This is a genomic window from Streptomyces sp. NPDC014006 (assembly GCF_043088925.1).
Lineage (GTDB): Bacteria > Actinomycetota > Actinomycetes > Streptomycetales > Streptomycetaceae > Streptomyces.
Genome location: NZ_JBICAJ010000013.1, coordinates 86,821 through 111,051, shown reverse-complemented (window position 1 = coordinate 111,051; position 24,231 = coordinate 86,821). Strand labels below are relative to the sequence as shown.

Sequence of the window (24,231 nt, the reverse complement as noted above, 5' to 3'; positions counted from 1 at the left end):
CCGTCGCGACAGCGTGATCCGCGACAGCCCGCTGTGGACTGCGCCACGTTGCGCATCCACGCGTTCTGCCGTACCACACCCGCCCCGAAACGGACCGGTTTTTACGGACATTGACCGGCGGAGCGCCGGACGACCGGTTGCGGTACGACGATCGGCCAGCCTACCTCGCGATACGACAAGCCGATCACGGGGTTCGGTCCGCGAGCACCCCGGTGAGCAGGAACGCCACGCTCCGCTCGGTCTCGGTCCAGGCGCGGGTGTCGAGCTCGACGGACTGCAGCAGGGCGCACTGGACGTGGTAGCCGTGCTCGGTCAGGTCACGGCCGATGAGTTCGGCGGCGTCCCGGGTCCCGGCGTGGGTCACGATGCGCTGCGGGCGCCGGTCGGCGACGGCCGAGACGACGGCCGCTCCCCCGCCGCCGACCCGTACGACGTCGGGTTCGGGCAGGTCCTCCAGGACCTGCGGGGCGGCGCCCTGGACGATCTGCAGCTGGACGCCGTGGCGGCGGGCGGCGGCGTCGGTGCGGGCGCAGGCGTCCAGGTCCCGGTCGACGGCGAGGACGGCGGCGCCGGCGCGTGCGGCTTCGGTGGCGAAGGCGCCGGAGCCGCAGCCGATGTCCCACACGAGGTCGCCGACGCGGGGTCCGAGGCGGGCGAGTTGCGCGGCGCGCAGCTGTTCCGTCTCGCCCTCGCCGAGGTCGCCGTCGTAGGCGTCGGCGGGCAGGGTCCAGCCGCGCTGAGTGGTGGCCGGGTCGCGGCCGGCGATCCAGCCGCCGTCCTCCGCGGCGCCGGCCCGGCCGCCGATGACGATGACGACGTTCGGGTCGCGCCAGCTGTGGTCGGCGGCTTTGTCGGAGGTGACGACGGAGACCTGTTCGCGGTCGGTGCCGAGTTCCTCGCAGATGACGAAGGTGCGGTGGACGCCGTCCAGGAGCAGCCCCAGCTCGGCCGGGCCGGCGCCGGGGGCGGTGAGGACGGCGACCTTGGTGTGGGCGCGGCACACGTTGACCGCGCGGCGCAGGGTGCGCGGGTGGGCGACGACCACCAGGGCGTCGTCCCAGGGCATGGCGGCGCGGGCGAAAGCGGCGGCGACGGAGGAGACCGCGGGGACGACCTCGACTTCGAGGCCGAACTCGGGGGCGCGCAGGGTGCGCACGACGCCGAAGAAGCCGGGGTCGCCGTCGGCGAGGACGACGGCGGTGCCGCGGTGGGCGGCGATGCGGCGGGCGGCGAGGGCGACGCTGCCCAGGCGGATGCGCTCGGCGCCGGGCGGCACCTCGGGCAGTGCCAGGTGGTGGGCGGCACCGGCCACCAGCGTGGCGGCGCCGAGGGCGGCGCGTGCCGCCTCGGTCAGCGGCGAGCCGTCCCAGCCGATCACCGTGACCCGGTCGGCCATCGTCGTCAGTCTCCAGGTTTGCGCAGGTCGTCAGGGGTGCTGGGCCCGGGGGCGGCTTCGAGCGTACCTGGTGGGGTGCCGCAACTCAGTTCCAGTCGGAGTACGGCGCGAACCCACCGGTGTCGGCGAGCTGCTCGTCGGCGCCCTCGAGGTCCTCCGGGAGCAGGCTCCACACGATGAAGTCGGTACGCATGTCGGTCCACGTGCCGTCCTCGGTGCGGACGTGGACTATGCAGGCGTTGCGCAGCACGCCCTCGCTGATGCAGCCGATCTTCTGGGCGACCTGCTGGGAGGCGGTGTTGTCGGCGGCGGTGCGCAGCTCGATGCGTTCGAACTTCTGGTCGTTGAAGAGCCACTGGGACGTGGCGAGCGCGGCCTCGGAGGCGTAGCCCTCGCCGCGGGCCCAGGGGGCGACGATGTACGACAGTTCGGTGGACCGGATGTGCCAGTCGGTCCTGGTGAGCTGGACGACGCCGACCAGGCGCTGGGTGAGGAACTCGGTGACGGCGAGGTCCAGGCCGCGTCCCGTGGTGCGCTCGGTGCGGGCGTACTCGGTGATCCACTGCCGGGCGGCGTCCTCGGTGAACGGCCGGGGCACGTCGGTCCAGGCGGCGACCTGCTCGTCGTTCATCATCTCGGTCAGTGCGGGCACATCGTCCTCGTCGAGGGGACGCAGCACCAACCGCTCCGTGCTGATGGAGATGTTGGGGAAGGTGCTAGTCATGCGCCGCTCCGTAACCTTCGGGAGATTCTTGAGAGACCGTCAGGCCTGCTGAACTGCCCAGCATGCAGCATGTAACCACTGAACCGCACAACGGGGTCCACCCCCCGTGAGGAGTGGACCCCGTTGGCGCACGCGCCGGCTCAGAACGCCGGGACGACGGCGCCCTGGTACTTGTCCTCGATGAACTTCTTCACCTCGGGCGAGGTGAGGAGCCCCGCGAGCTTCTTGACGCGCGGGTCGCTCTCGTCTCCCTTCTTCACCGCGAGGAAGTTGGCGTACGGGTTGTTCTGGGCCTTCTCCGCGACGAGCGCGTCCTTCGCGGGGCTGAGCTTCGCCTCCAGCGCGTAGTTGCCGTTGATGACGGCGGCGTCCACGTCACCGAGGGAGCGCGGCAGCTGGGCCGCCTCCAGCTCCTTGAACTTCAGGTTCTTGGGGTTGGACGTGACGTCCTTGGGGGTCGCGGAGTACCCGGCACCGGCCTTGAGCTTGATGACCCCGTTGTCCTCGAGGAGCTTGAGCGCGCGGGCCTCGTTGGTGGTGTCGTTGGGCAGCGCGACGGTGGCGCTGGCCTTGAGGTCGTCGAGCTTCTTCAGGCTCTTGGAGTAGACGCCGAGCGGTTCCAGGTGCACCGTGCCGCCGGGCACCGGGACGATGTCGGTGCCGTTCTTCTTGTTGAAGTCGTCGAGGTACGGCTTGTGCTGGAAGTAGTTGGCGTCGACCTCGCCCTGCTGGACGGCCGTGTTCGGAGTCACGTAGTCGGTGAACTCCTTGACCTCGAGCTTGAGGCCGGCCTTCTGCGCCAGGTTGTCCTTGATGTAGGTGAGGATCTCGCCCTGCGGGGTGGGCGTGGCGGCGACCGTCAGCGTGGCGCCCGGGTCCTTGGCGGAGTCCTTGTCCGAGCCGCACGCGGACAGGCCCACGGTGAGGGCTGCGGCGGCGAGGACGGCGGTGGTGATCTTGGCGGTGTTACGCACGAAAAGTGCCTTTCCTTATGGGTGGTGCGACCCCGTCATGAGGTGGACGGGGAGTTCGGGGGTGCGTGCCGGTCAGCCCTTGCGGACGGCGTCGGCGGCGACCGTGCCGCCGAAGACGCCCCGCATGGGCCGGAACAGCAGCAGGCCGCCGGTCTTGCCGGTGCGCCGGTGCAGGGTGCGGGCGGCGTAGTCGCCGGCGAACTGCAGCAGGGAGATGACGACGGCCAGGATGGCCACCGTGATCCACATCAGTCCGGTCTCGAAGCGCTGGTAGCCGTAGCGGATGGCGATGTCGCCGAGGCCGCCCGCGCCGACGGTGCCGGCCATGGCCGAGTAGCCGATGAGGGCGATGATCGTGGTGGTGGTGCCGGAGATCAGGGAGGGGAGCGACTCGGGGACGAGGACGCTGCGGACGACCTTCCAGGTGCTGCCGCCCATGGCCTGCACCGCCTCCACGAGACCGCCGTCCACTTCGCGGACGGATGTCTCGACGAGCCGCGCGAAGAACGGGATCGCGCCGATCGCGAGCGGCACGATCGCGGCGTCGCGGCCGATGGTGGTGCCGGTGACCCAGCGGGTGAAGCCCATCAGCGCGACCATCAGGATGATGAACGGCATCGAGCGGGCGATGTTCACGATCTGCCCGATGACCTTGTTCGCGACGACGTTCTGCAACAGCCCGCCCCGGTCCGTGAGCACGAGCAGGATGCCGAGCGGCAGGCCGCCGACGACGGCGATGAGGGTGGACCAGCCCACCATGTAGAGGGTGTCCCAACACGCCTGCGACAGCAGGGGCTGCATCTCGGACCAGGTCACTTGGCACCTTCCTTCACCAGCACGGGCTCCTGGCCCAGGACGTCGATCTGGAGTCCCTGCTCGCGCAGGAAGCCGATGGGCACGACGTTGTCCTCGTAGCGCCCGGGCAGTTCGATGCGCATGCGGCCGATCTGCAGTCCGCCGACGGTGTCGATGGCGGCGCCGAGGATCGAGATGTCGATGTTGTAGGTGCGCGCGAGCTGGGAGATGACGGGCTGGGTGGCGGCCTCGCCGTGGAAGGTGACGTCGAGGACGGTGCGGTCGTCCGCGGAGGCCTCGCCGCCGACCGGGAACAGCGCGGTGGCGAGCTTGCTGCCGGGGGTGGCGAGCAGTTCGCTGACCGTGCCGGACTCGACGATGCGGCCCTTCTCCATGAGCGCGGCGGAGTCGCAGACCGTCTTCACGACGTCCATCTCGTGGGTGATGAGCAGGACGGTGAGACCGAGTTCGCGGTTGAGGTCGCGCAGCAGGGTCAGGATGGAGCGGGTGGTCTCCGGGTCCAGGGCGCTGGTGGCCTCGTCGGACAGCAGCACCTTGGGGTCGCCGGCCAGGGCGCGGGCGATGCCGACGCGCTGCTTCTGGCCGCCGGAGAGCTGGGAGGGGTAGGCGCCCGCCTTGTCGGCGAGGCCGACGAGGTCGAGGAGTTCCAGCGCCTTGCGGGAGCGGTCCTTGCCGGAGCGGCCGAGGATCTCCAGGGGGAGCTCGACGTTGTCCTGCACGGTCCGCGAGGACAGCAGGTTGAAGTGCTGGAAGACCATACCGATCCGGCTGCGCGCCTGCCGCAGCTCGCGGCCGGCGCGCGGACCGCGCCCCGCCAGGGCGGTGAGGTCCTGACCGTCGACGGTCACGGTGCCGGAGGTGGGGCGCTCCAGCAGGTTGACGCAGCGGATGAGGGAGGACTTGCCGGCGCCGGACTGGCCGATGACGCCGTAGACCTCGCCTTCGCGGACGTGCAGGTCGACGCCGGCCAGGGCGGTGACCTCGCGGCCGCGTGAGCGGTAGACCTTGGTGAGGCCCTGTGTGGTGATCACGTGGGGTTTCCGTCGCTGTCGAGTGCGCGGCACGTCGTGGGCGCCGGGCACGGGGCATGAAGAATCGAAGGCAGCCGGGACGCGGCATGTTCTTCGGCGCGGGGTGCGGCCGTGGGGGGTGGGAACGTGCGCGCGGGGGCGGGGGCTCGGTCGCGCAGGGCGGAACACGAGCGGGCGCTCGCTTCGGGGCGCGAGGCTCAGGTGGTGCGGGGGCCCTCTAGCAGGCGCACATTCGGCGCGTACGACACATACAACGAGCACCGGGCGTCATGGTCGCCTCGGTCGCAGGGGTGCGGTCGCTCGTCGTGGTCATGCGATCAGTAAACCAGACCTACGGTGCTGACCGGTCACCGTTGTCCGGATAGTGGACAGCGGTGGGACGGCGCCGGACACGGCTCACACCCGTACGCCGATCGCGACACCCTCGCCGGTGACCAGTTCGAACGGGGGCCGACGGGGTCGCCCGCGACCAGGCCGGCATGCGTCGCGCGACCGCGGCGGGTTGTGGCCAACGCCACGGTGGCCCTGCCGGGGGTGCTGTCGTCGGCGCCGACGTGGGCCCTGGGGAGGAGGCCGACGGCGCCCGGGCGGGCCTCGGTGAGCCGGCGGGGTTGCCGGGCAAGGGCCCGGCGGCCGATCTTCGAGGGATGCGACCTGAAGTACTGGCCTTCGCGGCCGGGGGCCCCCTGCCCGGCGAGCACGCCCACGAGGACGAGATCGACCGACGCGAGCGGCAGCTGCGCGCGATCAGCCGGCCGGTGACGGCCGAGGAGGCTCGGGTCCTGGCGTTGCCGCTTCGGGCCGGACGACTGCTCGGCGTCGCCTGGTCGCTGCTGCAGCTGATCGAGGGCCCGAAGCCCGTGCTCACCGAACCGCCGGACGCCCATGCCGGGCCGTGGCGGCGCCGGCTGTGGCAGCGGGCCGCGAACGCCGGGCTCGTTATGGCCGAGGAGGCCGGGGGCGGGGGCGGTGGGGCGATTCGGTCGTAATAAAGTCGCTGCATGCTTGATGTCCTGACGCTGGTGACCGGGGTCGCCGCGCTGTTGCTGGCCGCCTGGTGCGGCTGGGCGGCCTACCGAGACCAGCCGACCAAGGACTGGCACTTCATCGGCATGGCCGTGGTCTCGCTGCTGGCGGTGGTCCAGCTGGTGGTCGGGATCGTGCAACTGGCGCGGGGCGAGAAGCCGGAGCAGGGCACGGCGATCTTCGTGGCCTATCTGCTGGGCGCCTTCGCGTGTGTCCCGGCGGCCGGCTTCATGTCGCTGGCCGAGCGCACCCGGTGGGGTTCGGTGACCGTCGCCGCGGGCGGCGTGGTGCTCGCCGTGCTGGAAGTACGGCTCTACGACATCTGGGGAGGCTGAGATGACGGCGGTGCAGGAGAAGCCGGCCCGGCTGATCAGCGGGCCCGGCATGCTGCTGGTGTGGCTGTACGGCGTGATGGTGGTCGGCGCGGTGTCGCGGTCCGTGTACCAGATCGCGACCGAGTTCGACCGGGCGCCGCTGGCCTACTCGCTGTCGGCGGTGGCCGGAGTCGTCTACGGCTTCATCACGTACTCCCTGGTGCGCGGCGGTGAGACCGCTCGCCGCGCCGCCCTGTGGTGCTGCGCCGCCGAACTCGCGGGCGTGCTGACCGTCGGCACCTGGACCCTGGTGCAGCCGTCGGCGTTCCCCGACGCGACCGTGTGGTCCGACTACGGCATGGGGTACCTCTTCATCCCGGTGCTGCTGCCGCTCTCGGCGATCTACTGGCTGCGCACATCACGGCGGCAGCAGCAGCCCTGAGTCACGCCGTCTGCACGTACACCCCGGCCGGCTTCTCCAGGACGATCATCCGGACGCCGTCCGTGCCCTCGGCGGTGCCGACCGCCTGGTAGCCGACCTTGCGGTACAGCCGCAGGTTGCCCTCGCTGCGGTGGCCGGTGTGCAGGCGGAACCGTGTGACCCCGTGCTCCTCGGCGAGCGCCGTCTCGGCCGTGCGCAGCAGCCGGGCGCCGATGCCGTGGCCCTGCAGTCGCGGGTGGACGCACAGCTTGCCGATGGCCGCGGAGCCGTCCTCGGTGACACGGCCGCGCACCGAGCCGACCACCTCGTCGCCGAGCCGCGCCACATGGACGCAGTCCCGGGCGACCTCCTCGCGCACCGAGTCCAGGGTCTGGACGAGCGGGTCGATGCGGTAGTTGCCGTACAGCGCGGCTTCGCTCTGGAAGCACAGGTACTGCAGCCTGAAAATCTGCTCGGCATCCTGCTCGGTCGCCGCAGAGATGGTCACGCTCATGCCCATGTGCGCACGCCTCCCGCTCACCTGATCATCTGTCGTCCCCCACTCCTATCCCCGCGGTCAGCGCGCCGCAACCTCCCGTGCGAGCAAACGACGCAGACATCCCAGACATCTGGAGCGTTCCGGGCCGAGACTGCCCTGTGAGATACCCAACTCCCCCGCGATCTCCCGGTATGTCAGGTCCCGCGGCGACAGCAGCGCCTCCAGCAGCCCCGGGCAGCGGCCCGGCAGCCGGCGCACCGCGGCCCGAAGCGCCCGCCCCCGCGCGGCGGCCAGCACGAGCGCTTCCGGGCCGGGCTCCTTGCCGGCCGGCTCACCGTCGTAGCGCTGCTCCCGCCGCCGTGTGCGACGAGTGCGGCGGGCCTCGGCGCGGACAGCCCGGCGCAGCCAGCCGTGCGGATCCGGCGGCGGGCCGGCCGCGGCGAGGCGTTCGAGCAGTCGCAGCCAGACCTCCTGTTCCAGGTCCGCGGCCTCGCCCCCGCAGGCGTGCGCCTCGGCCCGGGCCTCGGCGGCGAGCAGCGGGCGCAGAGTGGCGAGCAGGTCGTGTGCCCTGTGCGGCACGTCGTGCGTCATGTCCGCAACGACGCGGCGGCCCGGGCGGTGGGTTGCCCGGGCCGCCGTGAGCTCACTCCAACGAGTCGGTCAGCCGTTGACGAAGGCCTCGCGGGCCAGCAGTCCGGTGTCCGGGTTGTCGGTGAAGACGCCGTCGATGCCGGTGGCGAAGTACGTCCGGAAGGCGCCGAACGCGTCGCCGTAACCGTCGGCGTCGGTCCCCTTGCGGAAGCCGGCCGGCAGGAAGGGGTTCTCGTTGCGCATGGTGTAGGGGTGCAGGACCAGCCCCACCTTGTGCGCGTCGGCGACCAGCGTGGTCGGCCGGGTGAGGTTGCCGCTCGCGTCCTTGGGGATGACCAGGTCCAGCGTGGGCCCGATGCCCTGCGCGTAGCCGGCGATCTCGCGCAGGCCCTTGGGGGTGATGAGGTCGGCGACCGTACGCGGGTCACCGGACTCGACGAAGTCGTACGGACGGCTGCTCGCGGACGACAGCAGCACGACCAGCGGGTTGTCGACGAGCTTGTTCAGCCGCTGGATGCTGGTGGGTTCGAAGGACTGCAGGATGACCGGCGAGGTGCGCTTGTCCTTGCCGTGCTTGTGCAGCAGCTTGGCCACCCGCTCCTCCAGGCCGAGGCCCAGCTTGCGGAAGTAGGTGGGGTGCTTGGTCTCGGGGTAGATCCACACCTGCTTGCCGCGCTTGCGGGTCTGCTCGTCCTGCCACTTCAGGACCTCTTCGAAGGTGGGGATCTCCCAGCGGCCGTCGTAGAGCGTGTTGTGCGGCCGGTTGGCGGGGATGCGCTCGATCGCGCGCAGCGTCTTCAGCTCGGCGAGGGTGAAGTCCTCGGTGAACCAGCCCGTGGTGGGCACGCCGTCGAGGGTCTTGGTGGTCCTGCGGTCGGCGAACTCGGGATGGTCGGCGACGTCCGTGGTGCCGCCGATCTCCGGCTCGTGCCGGCACACCAGATGGCCGTCCCTGGTGGGCACCAGGTCACCGGCCTCGACGATGTCGGCGCCCAGGTCGAGAGCCAGTTGGTAGGAGCCGAAGGTGTGCTCCGGCCGGTAACCGCTGGCGCCGCGGTGGCCGATGACCGTCGGCACGGGCAGGCTCTTCAGGCCCCCGCCGTGCCGCGCGGCACCGTCGGCTGCCCGCGCCGTGCCGGTGAGCCCCAGCACGGAGGCGCCGGCGCCGAGCACCGCCGCGCCGAGCAGCGCGCGCCGCCCGGTCCCCCCGCTCGTGCCCTCGGTCTCCCGCGACTGCTGTGTGCCCATCTGCGGCCTCCTGCCCCTCGGTTGTCCGTGCGCGGCGATCGTAGGGGCGTGCACATGACGAAGGGGAGGCCTCGGCCGGAACACGCGGATGACTGCGGATGTCGTATTCCGTCTGGTCCCCCGCCTGGTGACCCGCCGTCGGGGTACTCGTGCGGTGTCCGGGTGAGCCGTCGGTCACATCGCGCCCTCGCGTCACACGCCGTCCACACGGCGGCACCGCAGGTGAACGGGCGTCAAGAGTGCGTAAGACCTGGGTGAACCCGATGTGCGCCGGCCCCCTGGCCGCGAGTATCGTCCTCACCTGCACAGACTCCATACCGACTCCCTTGACACCGGAGGGCCCGTTGTCCCGCTTCGCGATCATCAAGGCAGTGCTCGGACCGGTCATGCGCCTGATGTTCCGTTTCCGGGTCGAGGGCGCCGAGCACATCCCGGGCGACGGCCCGGTGATCCTCGCCGGCAACCACCTCACCTTCATCGACTCGATGATCCTGCCGGTCGTCTGCGACCGTCAGGTGTTCTTCATCGGCAAGGACGAGTACGTCACCGGCAAGGGGTTCAAGGGCCGGCTGATGGCCTGGTTCTTCACCGGCGTCGGCATGATCCCGGTCGACCGCGACGGCGGCCGCGGCGGTGTCGCGGCGCTCATGACCGGCCGCCGGGTGCTGGAGGAGGGCAAGGTCTTCGGCATCTACCCCGAGGGCACCCGCTCGCCCGACGGGCGGCTGTACCGGGGGCGCACCGGTATCGCGCGGCTGACGCTGATGACCGGTGCGCCGGTGGTGCCGTTCGCCATGATCGGCACGGACAAGGTCCAGCCGGGCGGGTCCGGGATGCCCCGGCCGGGGCAGGTGACCGTGCGGTTCGGCGAGCCGATGGAGTTCTCCCGGTACGAGGGCATGGACCGGGACCGGTACGTGCTGCGCGCCGTGACGGACTCCGTGATGGCCGAGGTGATGCGGCTGTCGGGGCAGGAGTACGTGGACATGTACGCGAGCAAGGCGAAGGAAGCGGCGTAGTTTTCCGGCGGCGCGCCCACCCGCCGGGTCGGTTTGTGCCGGCCGGCGGGTGCGGCGGCGTCGTGGCTGGTCACGCCCGCGCGGCGAAGTCGGCTATCGCATGCAGCCTCGCGCCCCTGAAGGTCAGCTGCCCAGCCGTTGGTCCCGGAGCAGCAGCCATGCCACGGCCGACGCCGTCAGCAGGACCGCTGCTCCTACTCCCGACGCCATGCTGAGGCCGTTGACGAATGCTTCCCTGGCCGAATCCAGCAACGCCTGCGCCTTGTCCGCCGGCAGGCCCTGGGCCGCCTCCATCGCGCCGCCGAGTGATTCGTGGGCTGCGGCCGGGGTGCCCGCCGGGGACGGGAAGCCTCGGTAGACGCCCGTGACGATCGAGCCGAGGACGGCGATGCCGAGGGCGGCGCCGAGTTCGTACGCCGTCTCGGAGACCGCGGAGGCCGCGCCCGCCTGGTCCTTGGGGACGCTGGAGAGGATCACGTCGGCGGTCACCGTGAACGAGAAGCCCGCGCCGATGCCGACGACCAGCAGCACGGCGCCGAGGACCGGGTAGCCCGTCGAACGGCCCAGCAGGGTCAGCGCGGCCAGTGCGAGGCCGACCGCGGCGAGACCGCCGGAGACCACCGTACGGACCGAGAAGCGGCGCGCCGCGCGGCCGGCGACCAGACCGGCCGCCACCGCGCCGACGGCGGCCGGTGCTTCGGCCAGGCCCGCCTCGAACGGGCGCCTGCCCTGTACCAACTGCAGGTACTGGGACAGGAAGAACACCAGCCCCGACATGCCGAGGACGGTCAGCAGGTCGGCCAGCACGGCACCGCTGAAGCCGCGGCTGCGGAACAGCCGCATGTCGAGCAGCGGGACGGGCATGGTCAGCTGGCGGTGGACGAAGCCGTAGAGGGCCGCCGCGCCCAGCAGACCCACGGCGAGGACCGGCCAGGTGAAGCCGTGTGAGGCGGTTTCCTTGACCGCGTAGACGACGCCGATCATGCCGAGCAGTGACAGCAGGACACTGCGCAGGTCCCAGGGACCCGGGTTCGGGTTGCGGGACTCCGGCAGCATCTTGACGCCGACCAGCACGAGCACCGCCATCACGGGCAGGTTGATGAGGAAGACCGAGCCCCACCAGAAGTGCTCCAGCAGGAAGCCGCCCGTGATCGGGCCGACGGCGGTGCCGGCGGACGCGGTGGCGCCCCAGATGCCGATGGCGAGGCTGCGCTCGCGCGAGTCGTGGAAGATGTTGCGGATCAGGGCGAGGGTGGCCGGCATCAGGGTGGCGCCCGCGACGCCGAGCAGCGCCCGGGCCAGGATCATCAGCTCGGGTGTTGCGGCGTAGGCGTTGAGCACGGAGACGGCACCGAACGCGGTGGCGCCGACCAGCAGGATCCGCTTGCGGCCGATACGGTCGCCGAGACTGCCCATGGAGACCAGCAGGCCGGCGATGACGAAGGAGTAGACGTCGCCGATCCACAGCAGCTGGGTGCCGGACGGGTTCAGGTCTTCGCTGATGTAGGGGGTCGCGAGGCCGAGGACGGTGGCGTCGACGGCCACCAGCAGCACGGCCAGGACGAGGACGGACAGCGCGAGCCAGCGGCCCGGGCGCTTCACCGCCTCCGTCGCGCCGGCCGGCTGCAGGGTGCTGGTCATGATTCCTCTCTTCTGATCGGGTCGTTGCGTCGCGCTCCGCCGAGCAGCAGCTCGACGATCATGTAGGTGAAGTCGTTGGGGGCCACCCGGCCCTCGGTCACCGCCCAGGCGCCGGAGGCGAGCAGGCCGTACAGCGCCTCGGTGAGCCAGACCGGGGTGAGGTCGATACGGAACTCGCCGCTCTCCTGGCCGCGCCGGAACAGGGCCGTCATGCGCTCGTCGATGCGGGCCCAGCCGGCGTGCTGCTGCTCGCCCTCGAAGAGCTGGTTCTCCGTGTAGAGGAAGGCGAGCAGGCCGGCGACGGGTTCGATCTTCCGCACGAGCCGGTGGACGGCGTCCGCCGCCGGGCCGTCGTCGAGCCGGGCCGCGTCCAGGGCCGCCTCGCACTCGGCGATGCCGAGTGCCTCCAGCGCCCGGACCAGCGCGTCCCTTCCGGCGAACTGCCGGTGCAGGGTGGCCCGGCTGATCCCGGCGGCCCTGGCGACCTCGTCCATGGTCGCGGTGGATTTCCGGGTCAGCAGGGCGGCGGCGCTGCGCAGCACCTGGTCACGATTGACAGCCATGAGACAAGATTAGCCTATGTGAGACATTCATGTCTCATGATGGGCGTGCGCGAGTCAGTTACGGGCCCTCGGGGTCCGGCTCAGTGCCAGGGCAGCCCGCCGCGCCGCTCCCAGTAGGCGTGGGCGTCCTCGGCCAGGCCGGCGAGCCGGGTGAGCTGCTCGTCGTCCAGGTCGACGACGGCCGCGTGCAGGTTGGACGAGAGCTGCTCGGTGGTCGCCGCGCCGGAGAGGACGACTCCGGCCCACGGCTGACGCAGCACGAACGCCAGGGCGACGGCGTCGCAGCCGAGGCCGGTGGACGCGGCCACGGCACGCAGGGCGTCCGGGGCCTGCGGGCCGGCCAGGCGCCCGTTGGCCATGCCCTCCTTGACGATCACCGTGAGCCCGGCGGCGTGCGCCTCGGCGAGGGCGGGGCCGGCGGAGGTCTCCAGCAGGTTGAAGGTGGACTGGACGGTCCGGAAGAGGGGCTCGCCGTCGACGGTCACGGCGAGCGCGGCGCGGACGGCGTCCGCCTGGGCGGGGCCGCTGGTGGAGAACCCGATGGTGACGCCCTGCGCGGCGGCCTCGGCGAGGCGGGCGTGCAGGGCGGTGTCGGTGAGGGCGGGGCTGTCCGGGGTGACGGAGTGGATCTGGTAGAGGTCGAGCCGGTCGCCGAGAAGGGCGTCGCTCTCGGCGCGCTGGCGCTCGTAGGCGGCGAGGCTGTGATCCTTGACCTCGTGCTGTACGGCGTCGGCGGACCAGTCGGCGGTGTAGGTATAGCCCCATTTGCTGCCGACGACGACGTCCTGGATCCCGGGGCGTGCCTTCAGCCAGTCGGCGAGGAACTCCTCGGAGCGGCCGTAGGAGCGGGCCGCGTCGATGTAGCGCACGCCCTGCGCGTAGGCGGCGTCGAGGAGTTCGTGGGTGCGCTCGCGCAGCGCATCGACACTGCGGTCGTCCGGCAGGTCCCGGTCCCGTCCGAGATTGATGTACCCGGGCCGGCCCACGGCGGCGAGCCCCAGCCCGATGTGGCAGGTGGGCGTGGTGACGGTCGCGAGTCGGGCGAAGGGCATCGGGGACTCCGTTCCGGATCTGCTCCTTGGCTGCCGCGCACCAACGTAACCCCTGCGGGCCGCGACGGCTCGGACACGAGGGCCGTGGAAGGGCACACGGCGGCCGGCCGACGGGGACGCGGCGGCCGACCGACGGGCACACGGCGGCCGGCCGACGGGGACGCGGCGGCCGGCTGAAGGGGGCCGCGGCGGTGCGGTCGAGGGACGTGGCGGTGCGCCGCCGCTCACCGGCTCCCGCCCCCTGCGGCGGCTATCGACCCGGCGCCCACCAGGTCAGCACCGTACCGGCGAACAGCAGTACCAGCGCCCAGGCCACGAGGCGGCGGGCGAACGTGATCCGGCGGGTGATCCGCTTCGCCATGGCCACCTCGTACAGGTCGATCGACCCGTGGACGCGGTGGATGTCGTCCAGCGAACGCACCTCAGGGCCGGCTCCCGCCTGTGCGGCCAGGGCCTGCCAGAGACCGGCCACGGCCAGCGCCAGGCCACCACCGACCAGGGCGGTGACGGCGGCCTTCCAGGCGGTCGGCAGATCGGTGGTGCTGCTGCGGCCCTTGACCACGACGGCCGTGCCGACCAGGGTGATGAAGGCGGCCAGTCCGTTGCGCCACGCCTCGGCACTGGCCCGCGCGTCCGGCAGGGAGCGGCGGACCATGCGCTGGAAGCGGTCCCGTTCGGCGAGGTCCGTCGGGCTGGGCGGCCCCTGCGGCCGCTGGGCCTGGAACGTCACAGGCGCTTCAGTTCGATCCGGAAGCTCACACCGCAGCCGGTCGCGCCCTCGGGGGCTCCTTCGTGCGGGATGCCGCACCCGCAGGTCACATCCAGCAGGATCAGGTCCGACGGCTCACCCTCCCCGTTGCGGTTCACCCCGGCCAGGCCGGTCAGGGCGTCGAGGGAGCGCCGGTCGACGAAGTGATGGTCACAGCGCGGACACGGGCCGGACACGACGACCCCTGACACGCCGTCCGCCGTGTGCTCGGTCACGGTGAGCCGCCCTTGCGCGTAGAGCGCGAACGCGCGTTCCGTCCAGTTGAAATCAGTGGTCGGCAGGTAAACAGACGATCCCGGCATGCCCTCGACTTTAGCGAAATACCGCTACCTTATGGGCAGTTGAGCAGAAACTGCGAGGGGGGCTTCGCGTGCGCTCGAAAGAACGGCATGACGACGACGCGTCCAAGTGGAACGCCTACGGATGTCAACTCGTCCAGTACGGCCGCAACGAGGAGGCCGAACGGGTCTTCCTCAGATCGGCGGCGCAGGGCGAGTTCAACGCCATGTACAACCTGGGACTCCTGACCGAGCGGACGGGCCGCGCCGAGGAGGCCAGAAAGTGGTACGTCCGCGCCCATGAGGCCGGGCACCCGGAGGCGGCGAACAACCTCGGCTGCCTGCTGCTCAACGCGGACGACCCCTCGGCCGTCGACTGGTTCCGGGTCGCCGCCGACGCCGGCCATCCCCAGGCCGTCGAGAACCTGAGGCTGTGCGCGGACCGGCCGGTGCCGACGCACACCGACGACCCGATGCTGCGGCCTGTGATGCTCGACCTGCTGGCCCGGGCGTCCTACGAGCACTTCACCGCGACCGGGACGGACGCGAACCTGGTACGGGCGGTGAACCTGCACAGGGAGGCGGCGCGGACGGCCCCGGCCGACCACCCGGCACGGCTCCCGCTCCTGACGAATCTGCGCGACATCCTGTGGAAGCGCTACGAGCTGCGGGGGCACGACAGCGACCTGAGGGACGCGACCTCGGCGGCCCTGGACGTCTGGCAGGCAACGCCGCAGGACGGGGCCGAGCGGCTGGACGCCGCACGGGTGACGATCGAGTTGCTGCGCAAGCACTGCGAGCTGACCCGCGACCCCCAGCCCCTGCTTGCGCAACTGGACGGTGCCAAAGGGGAGTTGCGCCGAGGCGAAGTCGGCGGGGAGACGTGGGCGCAGCTCTCGTCGGCTCTGTGCGGAGCGCTGGTGTCGCTGGCCCGGCACACGGACGGGGTGGAGTGGGCCGAAGCGGTGGAACTGGGCCGGGCGGCAGCAGAGCGGTTGCCGCAGGCGGGCCCGGTGCTCGTCAACCTCGGTGCGGCGCTGATGTACCGGGGACAGCACCAGGGCAACCTGGACGACATCGACGCCGCCGTCAGGTTGCTGAACGAGGCGAGGGAGGCGGGCCCGCATCCGGCGCAGGCGGCCGCGGCCGTCAACCTGGCTTCGGCGCTGCGGGTCCGGGCGGAGATCACCGGCCGGTCGGAGGATGCCCGGCGGGCACGCGCGGTCGCGGCCGACGCGGCCGGCACCTTGCCGGCGGACGGCCCGGCCCATCCCCAGGCACTGCTGCACGCCACGTACGTCCACGACGGCGAGCTCGCTCTCGACGCCCTCCGCCGTGCCGTGTCCGCGCTGCCCCCCACTCACGCGGAGTACCCGGCGCTCCTGGCCCGGCTGGCCGTGGCACTGCACCAGGGGGGCGAGTGGGAGGAAGCCGTCACGGTGGCGCGGGAAGCGGTGCGCACCGCGTCGACCAAGGAGACGGGGGTGGCGGCACGGCACGTACTGGGCAGCATCCTGCTGACCGGTCCGGAAGAAGGCGCCGGCCCGACGGACGCCGCCGTGGCCGAAGCGGTCCGGACGCTGTCGGCGGCGGCCCTGGCCTGCGACAAGAGCGCCGTCCACTACGCCGACGTGCTGGTCAAGTGGGCGTCCTCCCTGGTCATGCGGTTCCTGAGCCGATCGGTCGCCTCCGATCGCAGCGAAGCGCTCACCTTGCTGCGGACCGCTGCCCGGGCGACCGGTTCGGCCCTGGGAGACCGCCTGTACGCCTCCCAGCTGTGGAGCGGGGTCGCACTGGAGGCGGGTGATCCGGTCGACGCCCTCGCCGGGGCGCGCGTCGCCCTCTCCCTGCTGCAGGAGTACGGCTGGATGGGGCTGGACCGCGCCGACCAGGAGCAGGGCCTTCGGGACGGCGCGGCCATGCCCCGCGATGCCGCGGCCCTGGCCCTCCTCACCGGCCGGCCGGAACTGGCGGTGGAGCTGCTGGAGCAGGGCCGCTCGGTGCTGTGGCGCACGACGATGCACCTGCGCGGCGACGTGTCCCTGCTCTCCGCGCGCGAACCGGCGCTGGCCGAGGAGCTGGAGCGGATCCGCAGCCGGATCCACACCACCGTGGACCTCGATCCGGAAACCCGCCTCGAACTGGCCCGGCAGTGGAGCGGACTGCTCGACAAGGTACGGGCCCTTCCCCGGTTCGAGACGTTCCTGATGCCACCCCCGTTCGACACGCTCGCGCGGGCGGCCGCGGCGGGGCCGGTCGTCATCGTGAACATCAGCACGATCCGCTGCGACGCGCTCATCGTCCGGCCGAGCGGACGGCCCGAGGTCGTTCCCCTGCCCGGCGTGACCGTTCCCGAGATGGACCGCGTGGCCAACACCTACGTCGCCCACCTCACGCAGGCCGAGCAGCCGGGCGCCACCGCTTTGCAGAAGGAACGCGCGCGGCACACCGTGCACGGCACCCTCGCATGGTTGTGGGAGCACATCGCCGAGCCGGTTCTCGCCCGGCTCGCTCCCGCCGGCGAGGACATGCCGGCGCGTGTGTGGTGGTGCCCCACGGCGTCACTGGCGGTGCTGCCGCTGCACGCGGCCGGTCGCTATCCGCGCGCCGACGCGGACACCCGGGCCCCGGTCGGAGTGCCGTACCAGGTGGTGTCGTCCTACACCACCACCCTGCACTCGCTCGTCGTGGCCCGGCAGGCTCCCCGGAACGCCGCTGAGGGGCTGCTGGTGGTCGCGCTGACGGACACCGGCCGCGGCCACAGCCCACTGCCCGGCGTCGACGTGGAACTCGAGGCGCTGAGGGAGTGCTTCTCCGGCCGACGGCTGAAGGTGCTGGCCGAGGACGAGTGCACCGTGGAGGCGGTCCGCGGCCACCTCCCGTCCTACGTGTGGAGCCACTTCGCGTGCCACGGCAGGCTCGACATGACGGCACCCGCCATGTCCGGCCTGTGCCTGCGCGACGGTGACATGAACGTCCTCGACTTCGCGAACCTCCGCCTCGACGAGGCGGAACTGGCGTTCCTGTCCGCCTGTCTGACGCATGTGGGCAGCAGTCTGCTGCCGGACGAGGCCATCCACACCGCGGCAGCACTGCGCATGGCGGGCTACCGGCACGTGGTGGCCACGCTGTGGTCCATCCACGACCAGGCCGCTCCCCGTGTCGCCTCGGCCTTCTACCGGCACCTTCTCGCCCGGGGCGCGAACGCCTCCGACAGCGCCGCGGCCCTGCATCTGGCGGTCGCGGAGCTACGCGAAGAGCACCTCCACGACCCGACGGTGTGGGCGCCCTTCGCGCACAACGGGCCCTGATCCCCACGCGCGCCGCGTTTCCTGCCCGCTCCGCGCGCAGCGTGTCCCGCCCGCCTCCGCGCGTCGACGCGGGGCCGGCGGGACGGGCCGTCAGCCGTTCCGCTTGGCGTTCGCCCACTCCTGCTGCGCCGCCACGTCCGCCTTGACCTCGGCCAGCTGGACGGCGACCGCGCTGGGCGCCGTACCGCCGCGGCCGTTGCGGGAGGCGAGGGCGCCGGGGACGTTGAGGACGGAGCGCACCTCGGGGGTGAGGTGGGCGGAGATCTTCGCGAACTGCTCGTCCGTGAGCTCGTCCAGTTCCTTGCCGTCGGCCTCGGCGACCTTCACGCACTCACCGGCGACCTCGTGCGCGACCCGGAAGGGTACGCCCTGCTTGACCAGCCACTCGGCGATGTCGGTGGCCAGGGAGAAGCCGGCCGGGGCAAGTTCCTCCATGCGCTCGCGGTTGACCGTGAGGGTGGCGATCATGCCGGTGAAGGCCGGGAGCAGCACCTCCAGCTGGTCGCAGGAGTCGAAGACGGGCTCCTTGTCCTCCTGCAGGTCCCGGTTGTACGCGAGAGGGAGGGCCTTCAGGGTGGCCATCAGGCCGGTCAGGTTGCCGATCAGGCGGCCGGACTTGCCGCGCGCCAGCTCGGCGATGTCCGGGTTCTTCTTCTGCGGCATGATCGAGGAGCCGGTGGAGAACGCGTCGTGCAGGGTCACAAAGGAGAACTCCTTCGTGTTCCAGATGATGATCTCCTCGGCGATCCGGGAGAGGTTGACCCCGATCATCGCGGTGATGAAGGCGAACTCGGCGACGAAGTCCCGGGAGGCCGTGCCGTCGATGGAGTTGCCGACGCTGCCGTGTTCGAAGCCGAGGTCCTTCGCCACCGCCTCCGGGTCCAGGCCCAGGGAGGAGCCGGCCAGGGCGCCCGAGCCGTACGGCGAGACGGCCGTGCGCCCGTCCCACTGGCGCAGCCGCTCGGCGTCCCGGGACAGGGACTGCACATGTGCGAGGACGTGGTGGGCGAAGAGCACCGGCTGGGCGTGCTGGAGGTGGGTGCGGCCGGGCATGGCCACGTCCGGGTGGGCCTCGGCGAGGCCGATCAGCGCCTCCTGCAGCTCGGCGATCAGGCCGCCGATGATCCGGGCGTGGTCCCGCAGGTACATCCGGAAGAGGGTCGCCACCTGGTCGTTGCGGGACCGGCCGGCGCGCAGCTTGCCGCCGAGGTCGGGGCCGAGCCGCTCCAGCAGGCCGCGCTCCAGGGCGGTGTGCACGTCCTCGTCGGCGATGGTGCCGACGAAGGTGCCGGCGGCCACGTCGGCCTCGAGCCGGTCGAGCCCGGCGATCATCCGGGTCAGCTCGTCCTCGGTGAGGAGCCCCGCCTTGTGCAGCACGCGCGCGTGGGCACGGGACCCGGCGATGTCGTACGGCGCGAGCCGCCAGTCGAAGTGGACGGATGCGGACAGCTTCGCGAGGGCCTCGGCGGGACCGTCGGCGAAACGGCCGCCCCAGAGCCGTACGTCACCGCTGTTGCTGCTCACTGCGTTGCTCCTCAAGCTGGGAAAAGCTCTTGATCGGGCTCGTGATGTGCCACCGCCTCCCCACGTTTCCAGGCGGGGAGGCGGCTGTCAGGCTGTCGCGGGTGAGGTGACCCGTGCGTGTTACGCCAGGTCCCGCTTGGCGGCGATCTTCGACGACAGGCTGTAGATGTCGATGAAGCCCTTGGCCGCGGACTGGTCGAACGTGTCGCCCGTGTCGTAGGTGGCGAGGTTGAAGTCGTAGAGCGACTCCGCCGAGCGCCGGCCGGTGACCACCGCGCGCCCGCCGTGCAGGGTCATCCGGATGTCGCCGGTGACGTGCTGGTTGGCCTCGTTGATGAAGCCGTCCAGGGCGCGCTTGAGCGGGGAGAACCACTGGCCGTCGTAGACCAGCTCGCCCCAGCGCTGCTCGACCTGGCGCTTGTAGCGGGCCAGCTCGCGCTCGACGGTGACGTTCTCCAGCTCCTGGTGGGCGGTGATCAGGGCGATCGCGCCGGGAGCCTCGTAGACCTCGCGGGACTTGATGCCGACGAGACGGTCCTCGACCATGTCGATCCGGCCGATGCCCTGGGCGCCGGCGCGCTCGTTGAGCTGCTGGATGGCCTGCAGGACGGTGACGGGCTTGCCGTCGATGGCGACCGGGACGCCCTCCTTGAAGGAGATGATCACCTCGTCGGCCTCGCGGGCGACGGCCGGGTTCTGCGTGTACTCGTAGATGTCCTCGATCGGGGCGTTCCAGATGTCCTCGAGGAATCCGGTCTCGACGGCGCGGCCGAAGACGTTCTGGTCGATGGAGTACGGGGACTTCTTGGTGGTCGCGATCGGGAGGTTCTTCTCCTCGCAGAACGCGATGGCCTTGTCCCGGGTCATCGCGTAGTCCCGGACCGGGGCGATGCACTTCAGGTCGGGGGCGAGGGCGACGATGCCGGCCTCGAAGCGGACCTGGTCGTTGCCCTTGCCGGTGCAGCCGTGGGCGACCGTGGTGGCGCCGTGCTTGTGGGCGGCGGCGACGAGGTGCTTGACGATCGTCGGCCGGGAGAGGGCGGAGACCAGCGGGTAGCGGTCCATGTAGAGGGCGTTGGCCTTGATCGCCGGGAGGCAGTACTCGTCGGCGAACTCGTCCCTGGCGTCGGCGACCTCGGCCTCGACGGCACCGCAGGCGAGCGCGCGCTTGCGGATGACGTCCAGGTCCTCGCCGCCCTGGCCGACGTCGACCGCAACGGCGATGACCTCGGCGCCCGTCTCCTCGGCGATCCAGCCGATGGCGACGGAGGTGTCCAGACCGCCTGAGTAGGCGAGTACGACGCGCTCGGTCACGGGTTTCTCCTCACAGTGCATTCGCTGACATGCATGAGTATGCAGAACTCTGCATGGTTCGTCAATCCGCCCGCTCGTGAAGCTCGAAGCGGAGCCGGGAATTCATTAGACAGTCAAACGTTTTTGCTCGATAATCGTTAGCCATGGGAAAGACCTATGAGCGCATCGACGGCAGGCTCCGCAGGTTCATCGAGGAGCAGCCCCTGTTCTTCACGGCAACCGCCCCCCTTGCGGGCGACGGCACCGTCAACCTCTCCCCCAAGGGCCTGAGGGGTTCCTTCGCGGTGCTCGACGAGCACACCGTGGCGTACCTGGACTTCGCCGGATCCACCGCCGAGACCGTCGCCCATCTGCGGGAGAACGGACGGATCACGCTGATGTGGTGCGCCTTCCAGGGCCCGCCCAACATCGTGCGGGTGCACGGCCGCGGCGAGCCCGTCTTCCGCGACGACACCCGCTTCCCGGAGCTGCTCGCCCACTTCCCGGACATCGACCAGACCCTGCACGGGCTGCGCGCGATCATCGTCGTGCACGCCGAACTCGTCCGCGACAGCTGTGGCTACGCGGTGCCGTTCATGACGTACGACGCCGACCGCGATCTGCACGGCAAGCGGTTCGCCCGCGAGGACGACGCCTCGCTCAGCGCGTACTTCACCAAGAAGGAGCACATCGCGACCAGCCTGGACGGCCTACCCGGGCTGCCGCTGCCGCTGCCCCCGTCTACCGTCTGAGCCATGCGCTCCCGTGTCGTCGCCACCGCCCTCGCCTGCGCGACCCTGCCCGTCCTCGGTGCCGCGCCCGGCGGCGAGGCCCCGCTGCCCGAGCGGATGCGCGACACCGGCGGCGGCACGCAGCTGATCGTCGCCCGTGCGCCGAGCACAGCCTCGACCACGGGCACCGTCAGCTGGTGGGACCTGCGCCGCGGGCGGTGGGTGCGGGCGGGCTCCGCGCCGGCCCGGTTCGGGGCGAACGGGCTGGTGGAGGGCGTGGCACGGCGGCAGGGGACGAACACGACGCCGACGGGGCTGTACGAGCTGCCGTTCGCCTTCGGCGTCAAGGCGGCGCCGGGCGGTACGCGGATGCCGTACCGGCCGGTTCGGCAGGACTCCTGGTGGTGTCAGGACAACGACTCCCGTGCCTACAACCGGTGGAGCGAGCCGCTGGCGTCCGACTGCCGGGCCGCGGAGGCCGAGCATCTGGTGTCCTACCGGACGCAGTACGCCTACGCGCTGGTCGTCGGGTTCAACTATCGGGCGCCGGTGCGCGGTCGCGGCGCCGGCATTTTTCTACACGTCACCGGGCGTGGGGCCACGGCGGGGTGTGTGTCGGTGCCGGAGGGGGCGATGCGGCGGATTCTGCGGTGGGCTGTGCCGAGTCGTGAGCCGCACATTGCTGTGGGCACAGTGGCCGGAGTTACGGCTGTGACCCGTTACTGAGATTGCTGTGCGCGGTTCCCCGCGCCCCTCTACGCCGGTATCCGCACCCGGAACACCGTGGAGCCCGCCCGGCTCTCCACCTCCACGCTCCCCCCGTGTGCCTTCGTCACCGCCGAGACGATCGACAGGCCCAGGCCCGCGCCGCCGCCGGGGGTGCGGGTGCGGCGGTGGTCGGCTCGGGTGAAGCGTTCGAAGACGTCCGGCTGGAGGTCGGCGGGGATGCCGGGGCCGTCGTCGTGGACCGTGAGGACCGCGTCCGGGCCGTCGGACGTCAGGGACACCGTGACCTTCGTACCGGGGGGTGTGTGGCCCCGGGCGTTGGCCAGCAGGTTGGCCAGCACCTGGTGCAGCCGGTGGGCGTCGCCGGTGACCGTCACCGGCTCCTCCGGCAGGTCCAGCGTCCAGCGGTGGCCGGGACCGGCGGCGCGGGCGTCGGTGACCGCGTCCAGCACCAGGCGGGTGAGGTCGACGGGGCGGCTCTCCAGTGGGCGGCCCGCGTCCAGGCGGGCCAGCAGCAGCATCTCGTCGACCATCTCGCCCATCCGGGAGGACTCGGCGGCGATGCGCTCCAGTGCACGGCTGATCTCGGGCGGCACCGGTCCGGGGTGCAGCAGCGCCAGCTCGGCGTGCCCGCGCACCGAGGCGACGGGGGTGCGCAGCTCGTGGCTGGCGTCGGCGGCGAAGCGGCGCAGCCGCTCCTCGCCGGCGTGCCGTTTCGTCAGCGCGTCCTCGACGTGGCCGAGCATGCGGTTGAAGGCGGCGGCGACCCGCCCCACCTCGCCGCGCGGGTCGGACTCCGGTGCCCTGGGCGGCAGCGCCACCTCCCCGCTGGCCAGGGGCAGCTCGCTGACCCGGGTCGCGGTTGCCGCGACCCGGCTGAGCGGCCGCAGCGACCAGCGCACCCACAGCGCCCCGGCCACGCCGGTCACGGCGAGCGCGATGCCGAAGACGATCGCGGCGACCGCCTCCAGCCGGTGCACGGCGGCCTCGACGGGTTCCAGCGGCAGCCCGGTGATCAGCAGGTCGCCGTCCCTGCCGCGGCCCGCCATGACCCGGTAGTCGTCCAGTGCGGACAGGTGGACGCTGTGGCCGCGGCCGTCGGCCGGGACGGCGGCCAGGGTGCGCTCGTCCCGGGGCGAGAGGTTCACGCCCGGATCGGTCGCCGCATCACCGGAGCGGACCACCGCCGCGTTGGTGACCGTGCCGTTCACGAGGCGGGCGCCGAAGGTGCCGGTGGCCTGGCGGCGGGTGTCGCCGCGCTCGTCGCCGTCATGATCGTCCGGCTTCTGGCCGGGGTGCTCCAGGCTCGCCGGGAAACGGCTGCCGACGTCGGTGAGCTGCTGGTCGAGGCGGTGGGTGAGGAACCCGTCCAGTTCGACGACGGCGGCCACCCCGACCGCGGCGCAGCTGATCGCCAGCAGCACCACCAGACCGGCGGTCAGGCGGGCCCGCAGCGTCCGCGGCCACGGCAGGCGGATCCACCGCGGCCGGGGCAGGCGCGGCGTCACGGTGTCACCGGCTTGAGCACGTAACCGGCGCCGCGCACGGTGTGGATCATCGGCTCACGGCCGGCGTCGACCTTTTTGCGCAGGTAGGAGATGTACAGCTCGACGACATGGGCGCGGCCCCCGAAGTCGTACGACCAGACGCGGTCCAGGATCTGTGTCTTGCTGAGGACCCGGCGCGGGTTGCGCATGAGGAAGCGCAGCAGCTCGAACTCCGTCGGGGACAGCTCGATCAGCTCCCCGGCGCGGGTGACCTCGCGGGCCTCCTCGTCCATGACCAGGTCCCCGACGACCAGCTGGGGGCCCTCCTCGCTCTGGCGGGCCATGCCGGCGCGGCGCAGCAGGCCGCACAGCCGGGCGACGACCTCCTCCAGGCTGAACGGCTTGGTGACGTAGTCGTCGCCGCCCGCGGTGATGCCGGCGATGCGGTCCTCCACGGCGTCGCGCGCGGTGAGGAACAGCACGCACACGTCCGGCCGCACCGCGCGCAGACCGCGCAGCACGGCGAAGCCGTCGGTGTCCGGCAGCATCACGTCCAGGACGACCGCGTCGGGCAGCAGCTCGCGGGCGGCGGTGAGCGCCGACGCTCCGTCGCCTGCCGTACCGATCCGCCAGCCCTCGTAGCGCAGGGCGCCGGAGAGGACCTCGGCGAGGTCGGGGTCGTCGTCGACGACGAGGACGCGCAGGGGTGTGCCGTCGGGGCGGGTGAGCGCGGGGCGGCCGGAGCGGGTGGTGGTGTTCATGGCTGTCTCCAGGATCGCCCCTCGCGCGGGCGGCGG

The 24,231-nt window shown here is 71.8% G+C and carries 24 protein-coding genes; 7 read left to right on the top strand and 17 right to left on the bottom strand.

Going from position 1 to position 24,231, the window contains the following annotated elements; translation table 11 throughout:
• Positions 1–184 precede the first annotated feature (184 nt).
• The 5 genes from cbiE to ACF1GV_RS34595 all read right to left on the bottom strand — a co-directional run bounded on the left by cbiE (position 185) and on the right by ACF1GV_RS34595 (position 4,941).
• The gene (gene cbiE / locus ACF1GV_RS34615) at positions 185–1,396 is read right to left on the bottom strand and encodes a precorrin-6y C5,15-methyltransferase (decarboxylating) subunit CbiE (RefSeq protein WP_391688984.1); all 1,212 of its coding nucleotides are present in this window, start codon (positions 1,394–1,396) and stop codon (positions 185–187) included.
• Positions 1,397–1,481: 85 nt separating this feature from the next.
• Positions 1,482–2,120 carry a GNAT family N-acetyltransferase gene (locus ACF1GV_RS34610; RefSeq protein WP_391688981.1) on the bottom strand — a complete coding sequence of 213 codons (639 nt, stop codon included), beginning with the start codon at positions 2,118–2,120 and terminating at the stop codon, positions 1,482–1,484.
• A 140-nt stretch (positions 2,121–2,260) separates the two neighbouring features.
• Positions 2,261–3,094 (bottom strand): MetQ/NlpA family ABC transporter substrate-binding protein, encoded by an 834-nt coding sequence (locus ACF1GV_RS34605; protein ID WP_391688979.1) that lies wholly within the window; start codon positions 3,092–3,094, stop codon positions 2,261–2,263.
• Between the two features lie 72 nt (positions 3,095–3,166).
• Positions 3,167–3,910: a methionine ABC transporter permease gene (locus tag ACF1GV_RS34600; RefSeq protein ID WP_391688976.1), complete on the bottom strand. Its 744-nt coding sequence runs from the start codon at positions 3,908–3,910 to the stop codon at positions 3,167–3,169.
• On the bottom strand, positions 3,907–4,941 hold the full coding sequence (locus ACF1GV_RS34595; protein WP_391688973.1) for a methionine ABC transporter ATP-binding protein: 1,035 nt from the start codon (positions 4,939–4,941) through the stop codon (positions 3,907–3,909). Before ACF1GV_RS34595 ends, ACF1GV_RS34600 begins: the two co-directional genes overlap by 4 nt.
• A 647-nt stretch (positions 4,942–5,588) precedes the next feature.
• Between ACF1GV_RS34595 and ACF1GV_RS34590 the strand changes: the two genes are divergently transcribed.
• From ACF1GV_RS34590 to ACF1GV_RS34580, 3 genes are read left to right on the top strand one after another with little or no spacing between them, the layout of a single operon-like run.
• Positions 5,589–5,930 (top strand): hypothetical protein, encoded by a 342-nt coding sequence (locus ACF1GV_RS34590; RefSeq protein WP_391688970.1) that lies wholly within the window; start codon positions 5,589–5,591, stop codon positions 5,928–5,930.
• A gap of 12 nt (positions 5,931–5,942) precedes the next feature.
• Positions 5,943–6,302 carry a hypothetical protein gene (locus tag ACF1GV_RS34585; protein WP_363264978.1) on the top strand — a complete coding sequence of 120 codons (360 nt, stop codon included), beginning with the start codon at positions 5,943–5,945 and terminating at the stop codon, positions 6,300–6,302.
• 1 nt (position 6,303) lies between these two features.
• Positions 6,304–6,723 (top strand): hypothetical protein, encoded by a 420-nt coding sequence (locus tag ACF1GV_RS34580; RefSeq protein ID WP_363264977.1) that lies wholly within the window; start codon positions 6,304–6,306, stop codon positions 6,721–6,723.
• 1 nt (position 6,724) lies between these two features.
• Here the strand turns inward: ACF1GV_RS34580 and ACF1GV_RS34575 are convergent, their stop codons facing one another.
• The 3 genes from ACF1GV_RS34575 to ACF1GV_RS34565 all read right to left on the bottom strand — a co-directional run bounded on the left by ACF1GV_RS34575 (position 6,725) and on the right by ACF1GV_RS34565 (position 9,040).
• Complete coding sequence (locus ACF1GV_RS34575) at positions 6,725–7,222, bottom strand: GNAT family N-acetyltransferase (RefSeq protein WP_391688965.1); 498 nt, start codon at positions 7,220–7,222, stop codon at positions 6,725–6,727.
• Positions 7,223–7,279: 57 nt separating this feature from the next.
• Entirely contained in the window at positions 7,280–7,792 is a 513-nt protein-coding gene (locus ACF1GV_RS34570) for a sigma-70 family RNA polymerase sigma factor (protein ID WP_391688962.1), read from the bottom strand.
• Positions 7,793–7,861: 69 nt separating this feature from the next.
• Positions 7,862–9,040, bottom strand: a complete 1,179-nt coding sequence (locus ACF1GV_RS34565) for a glycerophosphodiester phosphodiesterase (RefSeq protein ID WP_391688960.1) — start codon at positions 9,038–9,040, stop codon at positions 7,862–7,864.
• Between the two features lie 263 nt (positions 9,041–9,303).
• Here ACF1GV_RS34565 and ACF1GV_RS34560 point away from each other — a divergent pair, with 263 nt between their 5' ends.
• Entirely contained in the window at positions 9,304–10,059 is a 756-nt protein-coding gene (locus ACF1GV_RS34560; protein ID WP_363265146.1) for a lysophospholipid acyltransferase family protein, read from the top strand.
• A gap of 123 nt (positions 10,060–10,182) precedes the next feature.
• On the opposite strand, the gene ACF1GV_RS34555 is transcribed toward ACF1GV_RS34560, so the two are convergent.
• The 5 genes from ACF1GV_RS34555 to ACF1GV_RS34535 all read right to left on the bottom strand — a co-directional run bounded on the left by ACF1GV_RS34555 (position 10,183) and on the right by ACF1GV_RS34535 (position 14,386).
• Positions 10,183–11,700 carry an MFS transporter gene (locus ACF1GV_RS34555; protein WP_391688957.1) on the bottom strand — a complete coding sequence of 506 codons (1,518 nt, stop codon included), beginning with the start codon at positions 11,698–11,700 and terminating at the stop codon, positions 10,183–10,185.
• Positions 11,697–12,263, bottom strand: coding sequence for a TetR/AcrR family transcriptional regulator (locus tag ACF1GV_RS34550; RefSeq protein WP_391688954.1), 567 nt, complete (start codon positions 12,261–12,263; stop codon positions 11,697–11,699). Before ACF1GV_RS34550 ends, ACF1GV_RS34555 begins: the two co-directional genes overlap by 4 nt.
• Before the next feature lie 80 nt (positions 12,264–12,343).
• A complete protein-coding gene (locus ACF1GV_RS34545) occupies positions 12,344–13,315 on the bottom strand; it encodes an aldo/keto reductase (RefSeq protein WP_391688951.1) in 972 nt (323 codons plus the stop codon).
• Positions 13,316–13,565: 250 nt separating this feature from the next.
• Entirely contained in the window at positions 13,566–14,045 is a 480-nt protein-coding gene (locus ACF1GV_RS34540) for a hypothetical protein (RefSeq protein ID WP_391688948.1), read from the bottom strand.
• Positions 14,042–14,386, bottom strand: a complete 345-nt coding sequence (locus tag ACF1GV_RS34535; RefSeq protein ID WP_391688945.1) for a hypothetical protein — start codon at positions 14,384–14,386, stop codon at positions 14,042–14,044. The genes ACF1GV_RS34540 and ACF1GV_RS34535 overlap by 4 nt, the downstream gene beginning before the upstream one ends.
• Positions 14,387–14,454: 68 nt before the next feature.
• Between ACF1GV_RS34535 and ACF1GV_RS34530 the strand changes: the two genes are divergently transcribed.
• A complete protein-coding gene (locus ACF1GV_RS34530) occupies positions 14,455–17,673 on the top strand; it encodes a CHAT domain-containing protein (protein ID WP_391688941.1) in 3,219 nt (1,072 codons plus the stop codon).
• Between the two features lie 90 nt (positions 17,674–17,763).
• Here ACF1GV_RS34530 and argH read toward each other — a convergent pair whose 3' ends face one another.
• Positions 17,764–19,197: an argininosuccinate lyase gene (gene argH / locus ACF1GV_RS34525; protein ID WP_391688938.1), complete on the bottom strand. Its 1,434-nt coding sequence runs from the start codon at positions 19,195–19,197 to the stop codon at positions 17,764–17,766.
• 120 nt (positions 19,198–19,317) lie between these two features.
• Complete coding sequence (locus tag ACF1GV_RS34520) at positions 19,318–20,511, bottom strand: argininosuccinate synthase (RefSeq protein WP_363264966.1); 1,194 nt, start codon at positions 20,509–20,511, stop codon at positions 19,318–19,320.
• Between the two features lie 143 nt (positions 20,512–20,654).
• Between ACF1GV_RS34520 and ACF1GV_RS34515 the strand changes: the two genes are divergently transcribed.
• A complete protein-coding gene (locus tag ACF1GV_RS34515) occupies positions 20,655–21,242 on the top strand; it encodes a pyridoxamine 5'-phosphate oxidase family protein (RefSeq protein WP_391688935.1) in 588 nt (195 codons plus the stop codon).
• A gap of 3 nt (positions 21,243–21,245) precedes the next feature.
• Entirely contained in the window at positions 21,246–21,947 is a 702-nt protein-coding gene (locus tag ACF1GV_RS34510; RefSeq protein ID WP_391688933.1) for a L,D-transpeptidase, read from the top strand.
• A gap of 29 nt (positions 21,948–21,976) precedes the next feature.
• Here the strand turns inward: ACF1GV_RS34510 and ACF1GV_RS34505 are convergent, their stop codons facing one another.
• Together ACF1GV_RS34505 and ACF1GV_RS34500 are read right to left on the bottom strand one after the other, a co-directional pair.
• Positions 21,977–23,455, bottom strand: coding sequence for a sensor histidine kinase (locus ACF1GV_RS34505; protein WP_391688930.1), 1,479 nt, complete (start codon positions 23,453–23,455; stop codon positions 21,977–21,979).
• Positions 23,452–24,195 carry a response regulator transcription factor gene (locus ACF1GV_RS34500; RefSeq protein WP_391688926.1) on the bottom strand — a complete coding sequence of 248 codons (744 nt, stop codon included), beginning with the start codon at positions 24,193–24,195 and terminating at the stop codon, positions 23,452–23,454. The genes ACF1GV_RS34505 and ACF1GV_RS34500 overlap by 4 nt, the downstream gene beginning before the upstream one ends.
• Positions 24,196–24,231: the final 36 nt, after the last annotated feature.

Coding starts and splice junctions, on each gene's coding strand:
- ACF1GV_RS34510 (WP_391688933.1), top strand. CDS start 21,246: ATGCGCTCCCGTGTCGTCGCCACCGCCCTCGCCTGCGCGACCCTGCCC.
- ACF1GV_RS34545 (WP_391688951.1), bottom strand. CDS start 13,315: ATGCCCTTCGCCCGACTCGCGACCGTCACCACGCCCACCTGCCACATC.
- ACF1GV_RS34515 (WP_391688935.1), top strand. CDS start 20,655: ATGGGAAAGACCTATGAGCGCATCGACGGCAGGCTCCGCAGGTTCATC.
- ACF1GV_RS34575 (WP_391688965.1), bottom strand. CDS start 7,222: ATGGGCATGAGCGTGACCATCTCTGCGGCGACCGAGCAGGATGCCGAG.
- ACF1GV_RS34550 (WP_391688954.1), bottom strand. CDS start 12,263: ATGGCTGTCAATCGTGACCAGGTGCTGCGCAGCGCCGCCGCCCTGCTG.
- ACF1GV_RS34570 (WP_391688962.1), bottom strand. CDS start 7,792: ATGACGCACGACGTGCCGCACAGGGCACACGACCTGCTCGCCACTCTG.
- ACF1GV_RS34610 (WP_391688981.1), bottom strand. CDS start 2,120: ATGACTAGCACCTTCCCCAACATCTCCATCAGCACGGAGCGGTTGGTG.
- ACF1GV_RS34565 (WP_391688960.1), bottom strand. CDS start 9,040: ATGGGCACACAGCAGTCGCGGGAGACCGAGGGCACGAGCGGGGGGACC.
- ACF1GV_RS34555 (WP_391688957.1), bottom strand. CDS start 11,700: ATGACCAGCACCCTGCAGCCGGCCGGCGCGACGGAGGCGGTGAAGCGC.
- ACF1GV_RS34500 (WP_391688926.1), bottom strand. CDS start 24,195: ATGAACACCACCACCCGCTCCGGCCGCCCCGCGCTCACCCGCCCCGAC.
- ACF1GV_RS34535 (WP_391688945.1), bottom strand. CDS start 14,386: ATGCCGGGATCGTCTGTTTACCTGCCGACCACTGATTTCAACTGGACG.
- ACF1GV_RS34580 (WP_363264977.1), top strand. CDS start 6,304: ATGACGGCGGTGCAGGAGAAGCCGGCCCGGCTGATCAGCGGGCCCGGC.
- ACF1GV_RS34590 (WP_391688970.1), top strand. CDS start 5,589: ATGCGACCTGAAGTACTGGCCTTCGCGGCCGGGGGCCCCCTGCCCGGC.
- cbiE (WP_391688984.1), bottom strand. CDS start 1,396: ATGGCCGACCGGGTCACGGTGATCGGCTGGGACGGCTCGCCGCTGACC.
- ACF1GV_RS34560 (WP_363265146.1), top strand. CDS start 9,304: ATGTGCGCCGGCCCCCTGGCCGCGAGTATCGTCCTCACCTGCACAGAC.
- ACF1GV_RS34585 (WP_363264978.1), top strand. CDS start 5,943: ATGCTTGATGTCCTGACGCTGGTGACCGGGGTCGCCGCGCTGTTGCTG.